The sequence below is a fragment of the Paenibacillus sp. URB8-2 genome (genome assembly GCF_013393385.1).
Lineage (GTDB): Bacteria > Bacillota > Bacilli > Paenibacillales > Paenibacillaceae > Paenibacillus_AQ.
The window spans coordinates 3466329-3482306 of the sequence record NZ_AP023239.1; the positions used below are offsets into that span (position 1 = coordinate 3466329).

Sequence of the window (15978 nt, forward strand, 5' to 3'; positions counted from 1 at the left end):
CCAGGGGCTAGTCTTATTCGTCACGAAGGTGCTATCTACCAGTTCGCTGCTTCAACATGGGTCTTTAACCATTTCTCCCAATTCGAGTCCTTTATTCGAAGCAAACTTAATGAAATCCCCCCCATATCCAAGGAGGTAAAATGGGCTCCAACTTTTACAAACCGGATATCCAAGTTATCAAGCTCGCATAACCGGCGAACGTCATTCGCAAAAATATATTGCTCCATTAAAGGTGTAGCGCCCATTCCATTAACAAGAACCGCGAACCTTTCATTTCTTTTCCAACGATAAACACTCTTCAGCTTATTCATCAGCTCAATGGCCAACTTTTCAGATGAATAAAATACCTCTTTTCGGTACCCTTTCTCTCCATGAATGCCGACTCCATAATAAGCTTCGTTGTCCTCCAAGGTAAAAGAAACCTCGCCTTTGGTTGGGTCTTTGGCTGGCGAGAGGGCGACTCCTAGCGTATGAAGACGTCTAATGACGGAATTCCCAAGCTCCTTTAATTGCAGCAGAGAATATCCTTCCATCGCTGCAGCTCCAAGGATTTTGTGAACGAAAACTGTCCCGGCTACCCCTCTTCTTCTTTTGTTGAAGGTTGCGTCATCCTCGATTGAGATATCGTCGTTGACAATGACATGATCGACCCTTCTCCCTTCTGCTTTGGCTAAAGCCTCAGCCTTTAGGAAGCTGTCCACATCAGCACTAAAGTTTTTGATAATTAACATCACACTCTTGCTACTGTCAACTAAACGTATGGCCTCCAAAACTTGTTCTGGTGTAGGGGGAGTGAATATTTTGCCAACTACCGCCAAGGATAGCATTCCCTCTCCTACATAGCCGATATCAGCCGGTTCATGACCGCTCCCCCCTCCGCTAATCAAGACAATTTCTTGCTGTATGTTTGCAAGGTCCTTCCGGTAAATAATATTATGTTTGGAGTTATAGGATAATCTGTCTCTATGTTCGAAATAGAAACCATAAAGCATATTACGAACCATATTCTGAATATCATTCATGATCTTTGGCATTTGTTATCACCACCTTATTAAATTCGGTTGGCAGATTGCTGGAGTAAAAGTAAGAGCTGATTATGAATCATATCTTTCATTAACGAAGACAAGACGAATGGTTTAATTACGCAATTGTTCTCTATCCAATCTTTTATGGTGCCCACAAACCCGTGACTATAAAAAGAAGCAAGTGTTTGCTTGCTCTCTTCGGGAATCTCTAACTGGCTGTCCGTTAATAGCTCATCAATAATCTTAATATATAGACTTTGGGTATGTTCAAATAAATATTGATTAAATGAATTCTGCTCAATTACCTTGAATGCTTTCCTGTAAAACCGCTGGTTTTCGTGAAAGTAATCAATTAATAAGTCGAATATATTCTCCCATTTCTCATATTCCAAGAAGTCTTCAATATTCTCCTTGGTTTCCTCCTTATAAATCCAGCCCAGCAATTCAAATTTATCTATGAAATGATAGTAAAAGGTTTGCCTGCGCATCTGGCAATCCGCCATAATATCACTTACGGATATTTTATGGAATGATTCCGTTTCCATTAATTGCTTTAAGGAGTTGGCTATGATCTTTTTGGTGATGATAGATGCAGTCATTATAATCATCCCTAGAATTGTTTTCATTTTTATCATAACAAAATCATCCTGCTAAATGAAGGGACCGGTTTTAGACACATAGCTGATTTTGTCCGTTTACGATAAAACGCTTCCAACGTAATATAGGTAGTAATCATATTATTGGAAACCGGCACCTGTTGCGTACAATAAAGCGCTTTATCTTGAAGGAGCCCTTCCTGTAATATGAGAACTACTACATTTTTATTGTTATGGGAGGAATAAGAAGTGAAGAAGATCATGAATAAACCGGAAACTCTCGTCATGGAAATGTGCAACGGGATGGTCATCGCCCATCCGGAGCTTGAATTAATAAGGAAGTACAAGATTATCAAGAAAAAAGAAATGAACGACAATAAAGTAACCCTGATCAGCGGTGGAGGCAGTGGTCATGAACCGGCGCATGCCGGCTTAGTGGGCAAAGGGATGCTTGATGCCGCCGTATGTGGCGACGTGTATGCTTCCCCCTCCCAAATCCAGGTGTATCAGGCCATTAAAGCAACAGCCGGCCAACAAGGCACCCTCCTGATAATCAAAAATTATAGTGGAGATGTCATGAACTTTAAGAATGGCGCCCACTTGGCTGCTGAAGACGGCATTCAAGTCGAGTATATCCGGGTGGATGATGATATTGCGGTAGAAGACAGCCTTTATACGGTTGGACGCCGCGGGGTCGCAGGTGTCGTGCTGGTTCACAAGATCGCTGGAGCAGCTGCGGAGGAAGGAAGAAATCTAATGCAGGTTAAAGCCGTAGCGGAAAAAGCAGCAGTGAATGTTAGAAGCATTGGCCTTGCTTTAACTTCCTGTACGGTACCAGCCAATGGATCGCCGACGTTCAAAATAGGCGAAGACGAAATGGAATACGGTGTGGGCATTCATGGAGAGCCAGGCATAAGACGGGAAAAAATAGTGACCGCAAACGAAATGGCCTCGCGTATGACCACTGATCTTCTTAAGGATTTGGGAATCGAGGATGATGGTTCTGCCGAAATTGCTGTCTTGGTTAACGGCTTCGGCGCCACACCTTTACAGGAGCTATATCTCTTTAACAATGCGGTTATCCGGGAATTCGCTGACAGAAAGATCCGTGTATACCGGACATTTGTTGGCAACTACATGACTAGTATTGATATGGCCGGCATTTCCTTAACGGTGATGAAGCTGGACGATGAGTTGAAGACCTTACTATCTAAAGAATGTCATGCACCGGCGTTCCGGGTAGACGGACCAGTTCCAGGGGTGGAATACATAAGCTTGGAGGAAAACGGGGATAAGAAGCCGGCTTCTTTCCTGGCAGAAACACTGGAAGAACACGCCGTAATACGGGGAACAGCCACATTGGATAACATGATCTATATGATCGATAAAATGAGCGAGATCATTATCAAGAACGAAGTGCCTTTCTGTGAATTGGATTCGCATGCAGGCGATGGAGATTTCGGGATGAGTATCTCTAAGGGGTTCAAGCAATTAAAACGGGAATGGAATTTCATTCTAAGCCAGGACAAGCTCACTATAGGAACGTTTCTGGATGCTTGTTCAATGGTTATTATGGAGCATTGCGGAGGCGCGTCCGGACCCATCTGGGGCGCTGCATTCCGGGCGGCAGGTAAAGCCGTGGGAGATAAAATGGAATTAACGGTCGCAGAGTACGCAAACATGCTGCATGCTTCCATTAAGGGAATCCAACTTGTCGGCGAACGATCCTTCGGGAGAGGAGCTGTGGTGGGGGATAAAACGCTTGTGGATGCGCTGGTGCCATTTGCAGATTCCTGGTCAGAAAGTACGGCAGCCGGTGATGATTTCAAAATCGCCTTCGAAAAGGCGGCTAAAGCTGCTGTTGAGGGGGCAGAGAAGACAAAAGAAATCGTGGCTAGGATGGGACGCGCCGGAACAGTTGGAGAAAGAAGCTTAGGTTACCCTGATGCCGGCGCCTTTGCGCTGGGGGTTATCTTTACAGAATTATCTCGCAGCTTAAAATAAACGTACAAGCTTCTTGTACTAATCATCTTGCCCGCATAGGGTGTTAACTTCATATTGTTCTTGCATGCAGCAACCCCGCATCCGTTCGGATTACTCCTGTCCTGGCCGGTGCGGGGTTACTTCCATTCGCTATGTTTATGTTCAAGTTCGGATACTGCATCTCCATTCTGGAGCCAATAGCCTTAATGAGACATTGTCAACGGCTGACCAAAGAAACAAAATGCACCTGCAAATCAGGCGTTCAGCGAATGGGCAGCAGGTACAGCAGCACCGCGAAAAAGTGCGTCACACTGCCCAGCAGCACGAACACATGCCAGACTGCATGGTGGAAAGGGAAGCCTCGCCAGACGTAAAAAATGGTTCCCAGCGTGTACAAAATGCCGCCCGCCATCAGTAGCGCCATTCCTCCGTCCGCCACGGCCGCCGTTAGCGGGGCCCAGGCGATCACGATCAGCCAGCCCATGGCGATATAAAAAATCGTCGACATGAACAAAAACTTTTTCGTGAAGAAGGCTTTGAACAGAACCCCGAAGAAGGCAATGCCCCAAATGACGCCGAACAAGCTCCAGCCGAGCGTACCGCGAAGAGCGACCAGCAGAAATGGCGTATAGGTACCGGCGATGAACAAATAAATCGAAGAATGATCGAAGAACTCGAACAGATCCTTCAGTTTGCCTTCTTTAAGGCTGTGTACCATTGTCGAATTCAGATAAAGCAGCAGCATTGTCGTTCCATAGATGGAGAAGCTGACAACATGCCAGGCTGTGCCCCTCAAGCTGGAAAAAACAATGAGCAGGACAAGCGCGGCCACACTAAGAATAGCTCCGATGCCGTGCGTTATAGCGTTCGCAACCTCTTCCCTCCGGCTGTAAGTGTACGTATTCGCCATATCCCGTCTCCTTCCGTTCACATTTTTCTTCTATTATATCCGTTCAGTGTAAGACATTCCAATGTCGCCCAGACTATTCCGCCTGCTCCAGGTGATAGATATCGCTGTACTTCGCTTCCAAATAATCTGCCAGATAATCAGGATTCAGCGGTTCGCCGGTTACCCGTTCGATAATTTGCGACGGGGTCTGGCTCATGCCGTAACGGTAGATTTTATCCGTAAGCCATTCCTTAATCGGCAGCAGATTTCCCGAAGACACCAGAGAGTCGAGTTCCGGCAGCTCTTTGTGCAGCGTATGCAGAATTTGCGCCGCATACATGTTGCCCAGCGAATAAGAGGCGAAATAGCCGAAATCCCCGCCCGACCAGTGCACGTCCTGCAGTACACCCAGGCTGTCGCTCGGCGGCGTAATGCCAAGGTATTCCTGGTACTTCGAGTTCCACACCTCCGGCAGCTCCTGAACGGTAAGACCTTCATTAAAAATAAGCTTCTCGATCTCATAGCGTATAATAATATGCAGGTTATAGGTCAGTTCGTCGGCTTCAATGCGTATCAGGGAATTCTCCACCCGGTTGATCGCCCGGTAGAAATCCTCCGGTTCCACACCCGCGAACGTCTCCGGAAAATGCTGCTGCAAATCTCCGTAATACCGGTTCCAGAACGCGCGGCTGCGGCCGATCATATTTTCCCATAGTCTGGATTGGGATTCGTGAATGCCCATCGAAGCGCCCTGCGCAAGCGGCGTACCCACAAGGTTCTTATCGATGTTCTGTTCATACAGCGCGTGGCCGCCTTCATGAAGAGAACTGAAAATGGAGCTGGTCACGTTATCCGGCAGGTAATTCGTCGTAATGCGGACATCTCCCGGATTCAGCCCCGTGGCAAAAGGATGCACGCTCTCGTCCAGACGGCCGGCTTCGAAATCATAACCCATCTGCTTCAAAATAAAGAGCCCGAACTTCTCCTGCGACTCTTTATTAAATGTACCGTTCAAAATGTCCCCGTCCGGCTTGTTTGGCGAAGCCGCGATCAGCTCGGCCAGCGGCACTAGACGGCTGCGCAGACGGTCAAAGATCCCATCGAGCTTTTGGACTGTCAGGTCAGGCTCGTACATGTCCAGCAGCGTGTCGTAGCGCGTTTCTTTCACGCCCCAGTAGTCGATGAATTCCTGTTTGAAGGCAACGATCCGGCTCAGCAATGGCTCAAAAGAAGCAAAATCGTTATTCTCCTTAGCGGTCTCCCACATTGTCTCCGATTGGGCGGCCAGCACGGCATATTCCTCATATTTCTCCGGCGGAATGCTCTTGCTGCGCTCATACTCTTTCCGGCAGTCCTTGACGATTTTGCGCTGCACATCCGTTAGCTGGCTATCAATCTCCGGTCGGCTGAAAAGCTCCGTGAACCGCCCCATTTCCGGCGACGTTTCCAGCTTGAACAGCTCACCGCTCAGCATGCCGATCGTCTTCGAGCGGATTTCCGTTCCCTTGCGCGGCGCGCCTGTCCGCAGATCCCAATGCAGAAGGCCGATCGCTTCGTGATATCCGCCAATTTTTGCCAGCAGAACACTGAAGACGTTCCATTGATCCTGTATTTGTTGTTCCAATCATACACACCCGCTTTCTGCAATTTGCAAGCTACTCTTGATGATACTTTTTTAAGTGCGTATAATCAACTTCGGAGCGGAATGTCTGAGATTTGAAGAATCTTGCCTCCGCTTACGTTCTGATACAGGAAAGAGGAGCGTGAATTGCAAATGAAAATTCAGCTGACGCCGCTTGCGGAAAAAAGACTGAAGGAGCGGCTGGGCAGCCAGCCGGGAACATTCAAGCTCTTTTACGATACGGTTGACTGTGGATGCGACGGCATTAATGTGCTGCTGATTCAGGACAAGCCGGATACCGGAGACCTTCATGTCGAAGCCGGGGATTTGCCTGTAGTTGTCGGAAACCAGCATGAGATTTTTTATGAAGAACAGTTAAAGCTGGACGCCGATGAGAACACTTCTTCCTTTAAATTGAGCAGTGATTCACAGCTGTATGGTCAAAATATTCTGGTACGCGATATGCGGGGGTTAAATGGAGTCGAGCCGGTACAGGCTTCGGCTTGCGAAGTTCGGACCCGTACCTAAATTACAGAGGAGGTTCTGCCGTCATGAGCCATATTTCCGAAATCCTGGAGTTTAACGAAAAATTTGTGGAAAACAAAGAGTACGAAGCCTATCTGACCAGCCGTTTTCCGGATAAAAAAATGATTATTATCACCTGCATGGACACCCGTCTAGTAGAGCTTCTGCCGAAGGCGATGAATTTCAAAAACGGTGACGTCAAGGTTATTAAAAATGCCGGAGCCGTCATTTCCCAGCCCTTCGGAAGCGTCATGCGCAGCGTGATGGTTGCCCTGTACGAGCTGAACGCGGATGAGGTTATCGTCGTCGGTCATCACGGCTGCGGCATGGCGTCGCTGAACGCAGACCGTATGATCAATTCGATTAAAGAGCGCGGCATTTCGGAAGAAGTGCTGTCCACTTTGGAAAATTCGGGAATCAAGCTGACCAAATGGCTGCGCGGGTTTGACAGCATTCAAGAAGGGGTAATTCAAACTGTGGAGCTAATTAAGCGCCATCCATTACTTCCAACGGGTGTCCCCGTTCATGGCATGATTATGGATCCGGCTACCGGTGCACTGGAGCTTGTCTCGGATGGGTACACCAGCAATTGACATCTCTCTGAACTGCTGTTTGCGCGGGTACTGTACCCGCGCCCTTTTTTTTGGGGGGATTCTATAAACGCTTGAACAGCAGCCGATAATATTCCTCGGAGTTGGGCGTGAAATCCTCTAGCCGCACCAGCCTTTGCTCCCGGCTCACACACTGCGTTTCTTCATCCGCGACGATTCCCTCAATTCGCAGAGCGTCCGTCTCCCCGCCAACAAGCTGCCGAAACTTTGGAATTCCCACGAAAAATAAGCCGGAGATCTCCTCCCACTGAAAGCGGTACTGCTCCAATTCTTGATCACTGGTATACAGAAAGACATGGCTGAACTCCCTGTCGATTAACCCGGGCGAAGGGTTGCTTTCTTCAGCAGCCATCCCGCAGTAGACCAGTTCTTCAAACGGGACAGCAAGCCCGAGCTCCTCCTGAAGTTCCCGAACCCCGTCCTCCACCGATTCCCCGGCCTGAAGATGCCCCGCGCAGGAAGTATCCAGCAGTCCCGGAAAGGTATCTTTGTTCTTATGGCGCAGCTGAAAAAGCAGGCTTCCGCCTTCGCCCTCCGAAGGATTAACGACCCAGCAGTGAAACGTTTGATGCCACAGGCCTTTGGCGTGCGCATTATTCCGGCTGTCGGTCCCGATCCGAATCATTTGTTCATTAAAAATATCAAACATTTCCGGCAGCGGCATTTCATTTCCCTCCCAAGCAGAAAGATCGATCTTCCCTTAATTGAATATTTTTAAGTATGGCAGTACAGGCTAACCGTTGTCCACTATTTTACTGCAGGCACTCCGCCTAGCTTAAAAATAAAACATTTAAAAATGAAACCATCCTGGCAGGTCCGCGTATTACCGGGTAAACCCAGAACAAAAGCCTATGCTATCAAAACTAAGCATATGCTTCCGAAGCAAGTTTTGCGAAGTTAAGCTGGGAGCTTATGCTATCAAAACTAAGCATATGCTTCCGAAGCAAGTTTTGCGAAGTTAGACTGGGAGTTTATGCTACCAAAACTAAGCATATGCTTCCGAAGCAAGTTTTGCGAAGTTAGACTGGGAGCTTATGCTATCAAAACTAAGCATATGCTTCCGAAGCAAGTTTTGCGAAGTTAGACTGGAAGCTTATGCTTACAAAACTTTTAGGAGGTCAAGTTACTCAATGAAATTTCTAAAAAACGCAATGATGATCGTTATGGCCTTTACTCTCTTCTTCGCGGTGGCGGCTCCGGATTATGCGGATGCGCGGCGCGGCGGGGGCGGCTTCAAATCAGGGCAGCGGGGCTACACAACGACGCCGAATAAATCGACACAGAACAATGTAAATAAAAGCGACGGCACCAAAGGAACAACAGCCGGCACTACGGCGCCTACGACGAACCGAGGATTTTTCAGCGGAGGCAGCTTTATGAAAGGCATGATGCTCGGCGGTCTGGCAGGTCTGATGTTCGGCGGTCTGTTCGGTAACATGGGCTTCATCGGCAATTTGCTCGGCTTCGCGGTTAATATGCTGGCGATCTATCTCGTTGTCATGCTCGTCCTGTCCCTCTTCCGCCGCAGACGGCGCCGCAATTTTAATGAACGGGATGGCCGGTACTAATGTCCGTTACCGTTCTCAGCATGGATGAGATTATCAATGCCATCTGTATTCATATGGCTGAGCGTAAGGGAATCAAAGTAACCGATGTCCAGGTTGAGCTCAGTTGGGAGGAAGAAACCGGCTTTACCGCCGAGGTGTGGACTCAGGGCCGCAGCCAGTATCTGGTCGAGAGCAATATGATCGAGGCGATTCTGCGCTACCTTCAATCCGAGTACCAAATCCGCGCCTACCGCGAGGATGTAAGACTGGAGCTGGACGAAGAAATTACGGCGGTCGTCAATGGGTCGACGTTTTAGCTTGAGCGGCAGTCGAAATAAGCAAAAATGCAAAGAGCGTTCATCAGCCGATATGGCTGTTGAACGCTCTTTTAAGTATTATTTCCTCTTTTCCCGCGTAAGAGCAGTATGCCTGCCGGAGGGGGTTCCGTTTCGTGATCTTAAATCAGCGAAAGTGCCAGCAAATTGAACAGCACCAGCGGCAGAACCGCATTGCCCGGATAGACCGGATACACCGGATACACCGGATAAGGCGGATAGTAAGGATTATAGTAGCTGCGCATGTGGTGAGTAGGCATTGAAACCGTCAAATAAAGATGTCCCTCGTCGATACCTGAGATATAACCTTCGTGGGTTACACCGTCGATCGTGGTCACCTTGACTTTCTGGTTGATGTAGGGCTTCAGCGCGCCATGCATCGATTCTCGCATTTTTTTCACATGATGGAGAGAGGTAGGATCCGCTTGGTAAATCAGGGTTTGCGGGCCGGAATATGTCGACATAAGCTCATACCTTTCGTCAATGGACTTTACTTTATCGTATGCTATCGCCCATCCCGTGGTTCATCTCATCCGTAATCCTCAGCCTTTATTCCCGCTATGTTCTTGTAAGCCGTAAACCGCCCGTTATTGCTTATCCTGCTCTTTCTTCGCCAAGAGCTCCCGCACTGCCTCCAGGCTTGTGATCGGCTCGCGGCAGGCAAAATCCTGGCAGACATAAGCAGTAGCCTCACCGCCGACCGCGGGTTTATCCTTCAGATGAGGCAGCAGAGTCGCGAGCTCATCCGCTGGATCTTCCCAGTGAATGAGCAGTGAAGCGTCAGGCAAATAAGCCTGCTGTACAAGCGAGATCATGCTGTGCAGCGCCGGATCTTCTTTTTTACCTGACAGCACCCATTCCTTGCCGCCGCTTGTCATGACAAGCATTGCTTGCAGGAACATCCCATAGCTTGCGGGATATTTCATCGCGGCCTTGCCCAGCACCGCCGCCGTCCGCTCGGCTACGCCTTTCAGCTTGACGTCCTGGGTAATCGCCGCCAGCTTCCACAGCGTCTTCACCGCTACGGAGTTGCCGGACGGCATGGCTCCGTCATACAGCTCCTTCGAGCGGATGGGAAGCTGTTCCGCATCCTTGCCCGTGAAGAAAAATCCGCCCTCTTCTTCGTCCGTGAACAGTTCGAGCAGCCCGTCTGTAAGCACAAGCGCGCGCTCCAGATAAACTGCCGTTCCGGTGGCTTCATACAGCTCGGTCAGTCCCCATATCAGAAAAGCATAATCGTCCACATACCCCGGATAAGCGGCCTCGCCGTCACGGTATCTAGCCAGCAGCCGGCCATCCTCACGGCGCAGTCTGCTCCAGATGAAATCGGCAGCCGCCCCGGCGGCTTTGGCGTATTCCGGCTTTTGGAGCGCTTTGGCTCCCTTCGCCAGCGCCGCGATCATCAGGCCATTCCACGAGGTCAGCACCTTGTCATCCTTGGACGGATGCACACGCTGCTCCCTGTAAGCGAACAGCTTCTCCCGCCACTCCTCGATCCGGGTGCGCAGGGCCAAAGGATTCATGTCCAGCTTGTCCGCAAGCTCTTCCGGAAGGCCTGCAAGCAGATTCGGGATGCTGTATCCCCGCGAAATGCCCTCTTCCGTTATCCCGTACACATGACAGTACGAATGCATATCTTGGACGCCCAGCGCTTCCTCAATTTCTTCCCTGCTGAAAATATAAAATGCGCCTTCCTCACCGTCCGAATCGGCATCCTCCGCCGAATAGAACGCCCCTTCGGGTGAAGTCATCCCGCGCAATACATAAGTGAACAGGCTCTCAGCAACCTCTGAGTACAGCGGCTTTCCGGTGATCTGATAAGCTTCCACATAAGCGGAGGCCAACAGCGCGTTGTCGAAGAGCATTTTTTCAAAATGCGGCACCAGCCATTGATCGTCGGTGGAGTAACGGGCAAAGCCGAACCCGATATGGTCGTAAATACCGCCCTTGTACATGGACTCAAGCGTCTTCTCGACCATGCGCAGTGCCTCCGGTTTGTCGTACGCCTGACTGTAAGCGAGCAGAAAAGACAGATTATGCGGTGTCGGAAATTTCGGAGCCTGCCCGAAACCGCCATAAGTCTCATCAAATATCGTGCTGTACAACCGAAAGGCGTGATGCAGCAGTTCAGCCGACAAGACTGATTCTTCATCGCCGCGATTTTTTAACGCCGTCGCCTGAATTTCGGTTAAAAGATCATCGCCCAGTTGGGTAAGCTTGATGCTGTCCGTCTCCCATTTCATCCGGATCTGATCCATAACCTCCATCAGTCCGAGCTGCCCCATCATCCGCCGCTTCGGAAAATACGTTCCGGCATAGAACGGCTTCTTCTCCGGCGTCAGCACCACTGTTAAGGGCCAACCGCCCCCTCCCGTCATCGCCTGACAGACCGACATATACAGGGAGTCGATATCCGGACGTTCCTCGCGGTCGACCTTGATTGCCACGAAGTGACCGTTCAGCAGCTCTGCAACTTCTTCATCCTGAAAAGACTCTTCTTCCATCACATGACACCAATGACAGGTCGAATAACCGATGGATACAAACACGGGCTTGTTCTCCGCTTTGGCCTTCACGAACGCTTCCTCGCCCCAAGGCATCCAATCCACGGGATTATGCGCGTGCTGGAGCAAATAAGGACTCTTCTCGTTGATTAACCGGTTGGTGTATTTCGGTGGAACGGTTTCTTCGTTCATGGGAACAGCCCCTTTTTTACGTATTTTTCGATAATTATAATATACCCTTTGAAGCCGCACCTAAAAAAATGTGGAGATTTCCGCTCAAAATCAACAATATGTCCATGTTGTGCGCAATTTACGTTTCATCGACAAGCACCAACTTTCTGTCTCTATCATAAACAAGGAAGAAAAGAAGGGCGGGATGCAGTTGCATAAGAAAACCGGCATTGAGCTGCGGGCCATCTTTCTGGCTGCCGTCTGCAGTCAGACTTATACACAATTTACAAATACAGACGGTTCATTCGTTGTTCCATTGAATTACTCGGTCAGTCATACCATTCAGGCAAAATCCATTAGCAATGAATGGGAGCGCTTCGGATTTATTATCGAATCCCCGCAAGAAATTATTATCGCCTTTAGGGGAACCAGTTCCACGTCCGATTGGATCTCGGACATTATCGCCTCTCAAAAGAGGTTTAAATATATCAAGCAGGACTGTCTCACCCATCGGGGCTTCACAGACATCTATTCCTCGGCACGCGATGAGCTATTTTCCGCACTCACCGGGTTGTCGCCAGCTAAGACGCTGTACATTACAGGCCACAGTCTCGGCGCGGCGCTCGCGACATTATGTGCGATTGATATTGCAGCCAATACCGCACACCACTCACCTATCTTGTTTACTTTTGGTTCTCCCCGTGTAGGCGATCCGGCATTTTCTAAAGCTTTCACCGAATATGTCAAGAACAGCTGGCGCACGGCCAACCTCTATGATGTGGTAACCTATACTCCTCCAACCGTCTACAAGCTGCCCAAGCGGGAGAAAAAATACTATTACAGTCATGTCCAGACCTTCTCATCGCTTTCATTTCAGAATGGAGGCATTGGCGCCAATCACATCATCGGAAGCTATTTCGCAGAGCTTTCCCGGCTCCACCCGGCTTTCACCCAATCGTTATGTGTGACGAATCCTGGCTTCTGTCCAGCTACTGAAGCTTCCCCAAATGGACCCCCAAATTCACAGGGGATTAAAAAAGGCAACCCGCTATCGTAAGGGTTACCTAATCATACCTGCATCAGTTTAATACTTATGTGCGGCGCATATAAGCGCGTACCGTGATTGGCGCGAAGATCGCCACAATGACAGCGGCCGGTGACCCCAATCAATTGACGCACGATCTGCGGTTCCTTCACCACATCATGCCCAAAGATGCTCGCCGAACCTGCATCAGGCCGCAATAAGGTTGCCAGCATTCGAATGGTTGTTGTCTTCCCCGCTCCATTTGGACCAAGCACGCCGTAGATCGTACCGGTGCCCACTTTCAGATTAACACCATCCACCGCACGGTTCTCACCAAATGTCTTGACGAGGCCATGCGCTTCGATTGCCCAACTTTCATTGTGCGGCGCAGTGATCGAATTTTGATTCATTTGCTTATCCTCCTATACGACTGAATATATTAATATGGTAACTGACTTATTTAAACCGGATATAAACAAAAAGGTACCCAAGGACTGATCAAAAACTGTAATACTTAACATTACATAGACACCGCATATATCAGGGAACTTGTAAAAATTCGGAAAATATTATAAAACAGAGAAAGAAATTTTCGAGATGAACGCTAACAGATATTAGGGGGGTTATAAGATGAACAAGGAATTGGTTCTCGAAAAAACAAGACAATTCGTAAAAGGAAAACTTGAGGGTGAAGGGTCCGGACATGATTGGTGGCATATTGTCAGGGTTAGTAATAATGCTCTGGACATTGCCAAACAGACCGAAGGAACGGATTGTTTTATTGTTGAATTAGGAGCTTTACTTCATGACATAGCCGACCATAAGTTCGGACACACTGACGATGACAGAAGAAGAATAATTTCGGATTTATTGATTGAATTGGAAGTTTCTTATGAAATCATTGAAGAGGTGATATACATAGCGAATCATATTTCTTTTAAGGGAGGAACCAATAAGCATAAATTGACTACTATAGAAGCCAAAATTGTTCAAGATGCCGATCGGCTCGACGCCATTGGCGCAATAGGTATTGGTAGAGCATTTGCTTATGGAGGACATATCAACAGACCTATGTATAATCCGGCATTTAACAAAGAAACTGCTAAAGATATAGATGGTTGCACCGGAAACGATACAATCAGCCACTTCTATGAAAAACTATTATTATTAAAAGATTTAATGAATACGGAAATTGGAGCACAAAAGGCCCAGATAAGACACGACATTATCGTGGAGTTTTTAAATCATTTCTATGCGGAATGGAATGGAGAAATTTGATAACGAAAAGCCTGCAACCGAAGACTCCATAGGGGGCTTTGTTTGCAGGCTAAACATTAGACTTTAAATTCTAGGTTCTGTTAACGGTTCTGCTGTTGCAATTATTGGACTTTAGCTTCTCCGGTTACTTTACCGTCTACTTTGGCGGAGGCTTGGAAATCCGCGCTTGCATAGAAAATGTTGCCGTCTACCGTTGCGGTTTTATCAAGGGTAAATCCGTTGGCTTGCACGTAAACGTCGCCTTTGATCGTTCCGCCATGGACTTTCAGGTTTTCACTTTTTACAGTGAATTTAGGAACTGTAAGAGTGTAGGATGCAGTGATGTTGCGATCCGCATCTTGCGCATAAAGGGCGATTTTGCGGTAAATATCTTTAGCCGCGTCGCCTTTATCATGGAATTCACCGGCTACTACAACCTCTCCATCGACCGTCAAATCATTAAGAATAGCAATGATCCAGTTTCCGTTTTCGCTTACTGCCGCTTTAAAAGCGTCCGCTTGGTTAACGATGGACGCTGTAGTCGTCGCATCTGCTGCCGGCGCACTCGCTGCAGGACTTGCCGCAGCACTTGCTGCCGGGCTTGCCGCGGAATTAGCCGCTTGATCATTATTACTGCCGCAACCGGACAATACCGCAGCCGCGACACCTGCAACCAACAAACCTTTAACTATATACCCGGCGAAAAATAAATTGAGTTGAGCGATCATGCACAACCCACAAAGAAATAAATTCCAGTATAATAGTCTTCAATACGATGATTATTGGAGACGATACAAATGAGTGTACGAGTTGGTGTGGCAGAAGAACACAAAGCAGCAGCCATTCTGGAAATCAAAGCCGCGATGAAAATAAACAAAGATTTACGGATGCACGAAAGGTATCAGACGATCCTCCTGCTGTTACTTGGCGAATCCTACGAACGAATTTCCGAAGTGACAGGACGAACGGTTGCGACCTTATATAACTACAGCAAAGCTTACCGAGAGCAAGGGATGCAGGGGCTACAAATCGGACGTCCTCCAGGACGACATCGCTTGTTAACTGCTGAACAAGAGCAACAAGTGTATGAAGTGATAACGAATCAAACGCCCGAGGATCAAGGATTTCCTTCCCAGATGAACTGGACTTCTCCACTCGTTCGGAAATGGATCGAACAAAAGTGGAATATTCGGTATTCGGATCGAGGGACACGAGACCTTTTGTACCGTTTGAAGCTTAGCTTTACGAAGCCGACCTACACACTGGCTAAAAGCAGACCCACAGAAACAAGAAGAATTCAAAGAACACTTTCAGGAGTTAAAAAACTCCTCGCTGGGCGCATCGACCGGATTCTGTTTGAAGATGAGTCCATGATCCGGGATTACCAAGCGCTTTCTCGTACCTGGTTTCCCAAGGGGCAGCAAAAATCATTCCCACCTACGGCAAGCATTGGGGAGCGAAGCTGATCGGGACGCTGGATTATGAATCCGGCGAAGTGTTTTGCGTACAAGAAGAACAGTATACCGCCAAAGAATTCTTGTCCTTTCTGGAACGCGTCTTGGAAAAGTATGAAGGCGACCGAATCGTGATGATTTTGGACAATGCACGAATTCATCACGCAGACCTCATCCAGCCTTTTTTAAAAGAACATCAAGCCAAACTCACCTTGGTTTATTTGCCTCCGTATAGTCCGAATTTGAACATGATTGAAGAATTGTGGGGCTGGTTAAAATCATCCGTAATTCATAATGTCTTCTTCGACTCGGTACAAAAAATTCGCAAAGTTGTTCAAGGATTTATCCGTTTGATTAATGAAACGCCCGCTGCCACAGTTGAACGCTTATGTCTTCAATTCTAAATATTAAATGCCGAATATATAGCTTCATAACT

Annotated in this window: 16 protein-coding genes and 1 pseudogene; 8 read left to right on the top strand and 9 right to left on the bottom strand. The window is 48.2% G+C overall.

Going from position 1 to position 15978, the window contains the following annotated elements:
- Positions 1-35: 35 nt before the first annotated feature.
- Together dhaQ and dhaS are read right to left on the bottom strand one after the other, a co-directional pair.
- Entirely contained in the window at positions 36-1034 is a 999-nt protein-coding gene (dhaQ, locus tag PUR_RS15920; protein ID WP_179036090.1) for a DhaKLM operon coactivator DhaQ, read from the bottom strand.
- A 17-nt stretch (positions 1035-1051) separates the two neighbouring features.
- Complete coding sequence (gene dhaS, locus PUR_RS15925; RefSeq protein WP_179037943.1) at positions 1052-1624, bottom strand: dihydroxyacetone kinase transcriptional activator DhaS; 573 nt, start codon at positions 1622-1624, stop codon at positions 1052-1054.
- A 246-nt stretch (positions 1625-1870) separates the two neighbouring features.
- Between dhaS and dhaK the strand changes: the two genes are divergently transcribed.
- A complete protein-coding gene (dhaK, locus tag PUR_RS15930) occupies positions 1871-3625 on the top strand; it encodes a dihydroxyacetone kinase subunit DhaK (protein ID WP_179036091.1) in 1755 nt (584 codons plus the stop codon).
- A gap of 241 nt (positions 3626-3866) precedes the next feature.
- Here dhaK and trhA read toward each other — a convergent pair whose 3' ends face one another.
- Together trhA and PUR_RS15940 are read right to left on the bottom strand one after the other, a co-directional pair.
- Positions 3867-4514, bottom strand: a complete 648-nt coding sequence (trhA, locus tag PUR_RS15935) for a PAQR family membrane homeostasis protein TrhA (protein ID WP_179036092.1) — start codon at positions 4512-4514, stop codon at positions 3867-3869.
- A gap of 73 nt (positions 4515-4587) precedes the next feature.
- On the bottom strand, positions 4588-6117 hold the full coding sequence (locus PUR_RS15940; protein WP_179036093.1) for a carboxypeptidase M32: 1530 nt from the start codon (positions 6115-6117) through the stop codon (positions 4588-4590).
- A 150-nt stretch (positions 6118-6267) separates the two neighbouring features.
- Between PUR_RS15940 and PUR_RS15945 the strand changes: the two genes are divergently transcribed.
- The gene (locus tag PUR_RS15945) at positions 6268-6642 is read left to right on the top strand and encodes an iron-sulfur cluster biosynthesis family protein (RefSeq protein ID WP_179036094.1); all 375 of its coding nucleotides are present in this window, start codon (positions 6268-6270) and stop codon (positions 6640-6642) included.
- Positions 6643-6665: 23 nt separating this feature from the next.
- The gene (locus tag PUR_RS15950; protein WP_179036095.1) at positions 6666-7232 is read left to right on the top strand and encodes a beta-class carbonic anhydrase; all 567 of its coding nucleotides are present in this window, start codon (positions 6666-6668) and stop codon (positions 7230-7232) included.
- A gap of 61 nt (positions 7233-7293) precedes the next feature.
- Here PUR_RS15950 and PUR_RS15955 read toward each other — a convergent pair whose 3' ends face one another.
- On the bottom strand, positions 7294-7914 hold the full coding sequence (locus tag PUR_RS15955) for an NUDIX hydrolase (RefSeq protein ID WP_179036096.1): 621 nt from the start codon (positions 7912-7914) through the stop codon (positions 7294-7296).
- Between the two features lie 466 nt (positions 7915-8380).
- Here PUR_RS15955 and PUR_RS15960 point away from each other — a divergent pair, with 466 nt between their 5' ends.
- Both PUR_RS15960 and PUR_RS15965 read left to right on the top strand, forming a co-directional pair.
- Positions 8381-8818, top strand: coding sequence for a hypothetical protein (locus tag PUR_RS15960; RefSeq protein WP_179036097.1), 438 nt, complete (start codon positions 8381-8383; stop codon positions 8816-8818).
- A complete protein-coding gene (locus PUR_RS15965; protein WP_179036098.1) occupies positions 8818-9114 on the top strand; it encodes a YxcD family protein in 297 nt (98 codons plus the stop codon). The genes PUR_RS15960 and PUR_RS15965 overlap by 1 nt, the downstream gene beginning before the upstream one ends.
- 140 nt (positions 9115-9254) lie before the next feature.
- Here PUR_RS15965 and PUR_RS15970 read toward each other — a convergent pair whose 3' ends face one another.
- Entirely contained in the window at positions 9255-9596 is a 342-nt protein-coding gene (locus PUR_RS15970) for an LSm family protein (RefSeq protein WP_232101531.1), read from the bottom strand.
- Between the two features lie 123 nt (positions 9597-9719).
- Positions 9720-11828: a thioredoxin domain-containing protein gene (locus PUR_RS15975; RefSeq protein WP_179036100.1), complete on the bottom strand. Its 2109-nt coding sequence runs from the start codon at positions 11826-11828 to the stop codon at positions 9720-9722.
- A 70-nt stretch (positions 11829-11898) separates the two neighbouring features.
- Between PUR_RS15975 and PUR_RS15980 the strand changes: the two genes are divergently transcribed.
- Complete coding sequence (locus PUR_RS15980; RefSeq protein WP_332107904.1) at positions 11899-12864, top strand: lipase family protein; 966 nt, start codon at positions 11899-11901, stop codon at positions 12862-12864.
- Positions 12865-12956: 92 nt separating this feature from the next.
- Here the strand turns inward: PUR_RS15980 and PUR_RS15985 are convergent.
- Positions 12957-13241 (bottom strand): annotated as a pseudogene (locus PUR_RS15985) (ATP-binding cassette domain-containing protein); the annotation flags it as partial.
- 220 nt (positions 13242-13461) lie between these two features.
- Between PUR_RS15985 and PUR_RS15990 the strand changes: the two are divergent.
- Positions 13462-14109 carry an HD domain-containing protein gene (locus PUR_RS15990; RefSeq protein ID WP_179036101.1) on the top strand — a complete coding sequence of 216 codons (648 nt, stop codon included), beginning with the start codon at positions 13462-13464 and terminating at the stop codon, positions 14107-14109.
- Between the two features lie 101 nt (positions 14110-14210).
- Here the strand turns inward: PUR_RS15990 and PUR_RS15995 are convergent, their stop codons facing one another.
- Entirely contained in the window at positions 14211-14816 is a 606-nt protein-coding gene (locus PUR_RS15995) for a polymer-forming cytoskeletal protein (RefSeq protein WP_179036102.1), read from the bottom strand.
- An 87-nt stretch (positions 14817-14903) separates the two neighbouring features.
- Between PUR_RS15995 and PUR_RS16000 the strand changes: the two genes are divergently transcribed.
- Positions 14904-15946, top strand: a protein-coding gene (locus PUR_RS16000) for an IS630 family transposase (protein WP_442953843.1) whose coding sequence is annotated in 2 segments (ribosomal slippage) — positions 14904-15513 and positions 15513-15946 — 1044 coding nt in all. Because the reading frame shifts where the segments join, the coding sequence is not laid out codon by codon here.
- Positions 15947-15978: the final 32 nt, after the last annotated feature.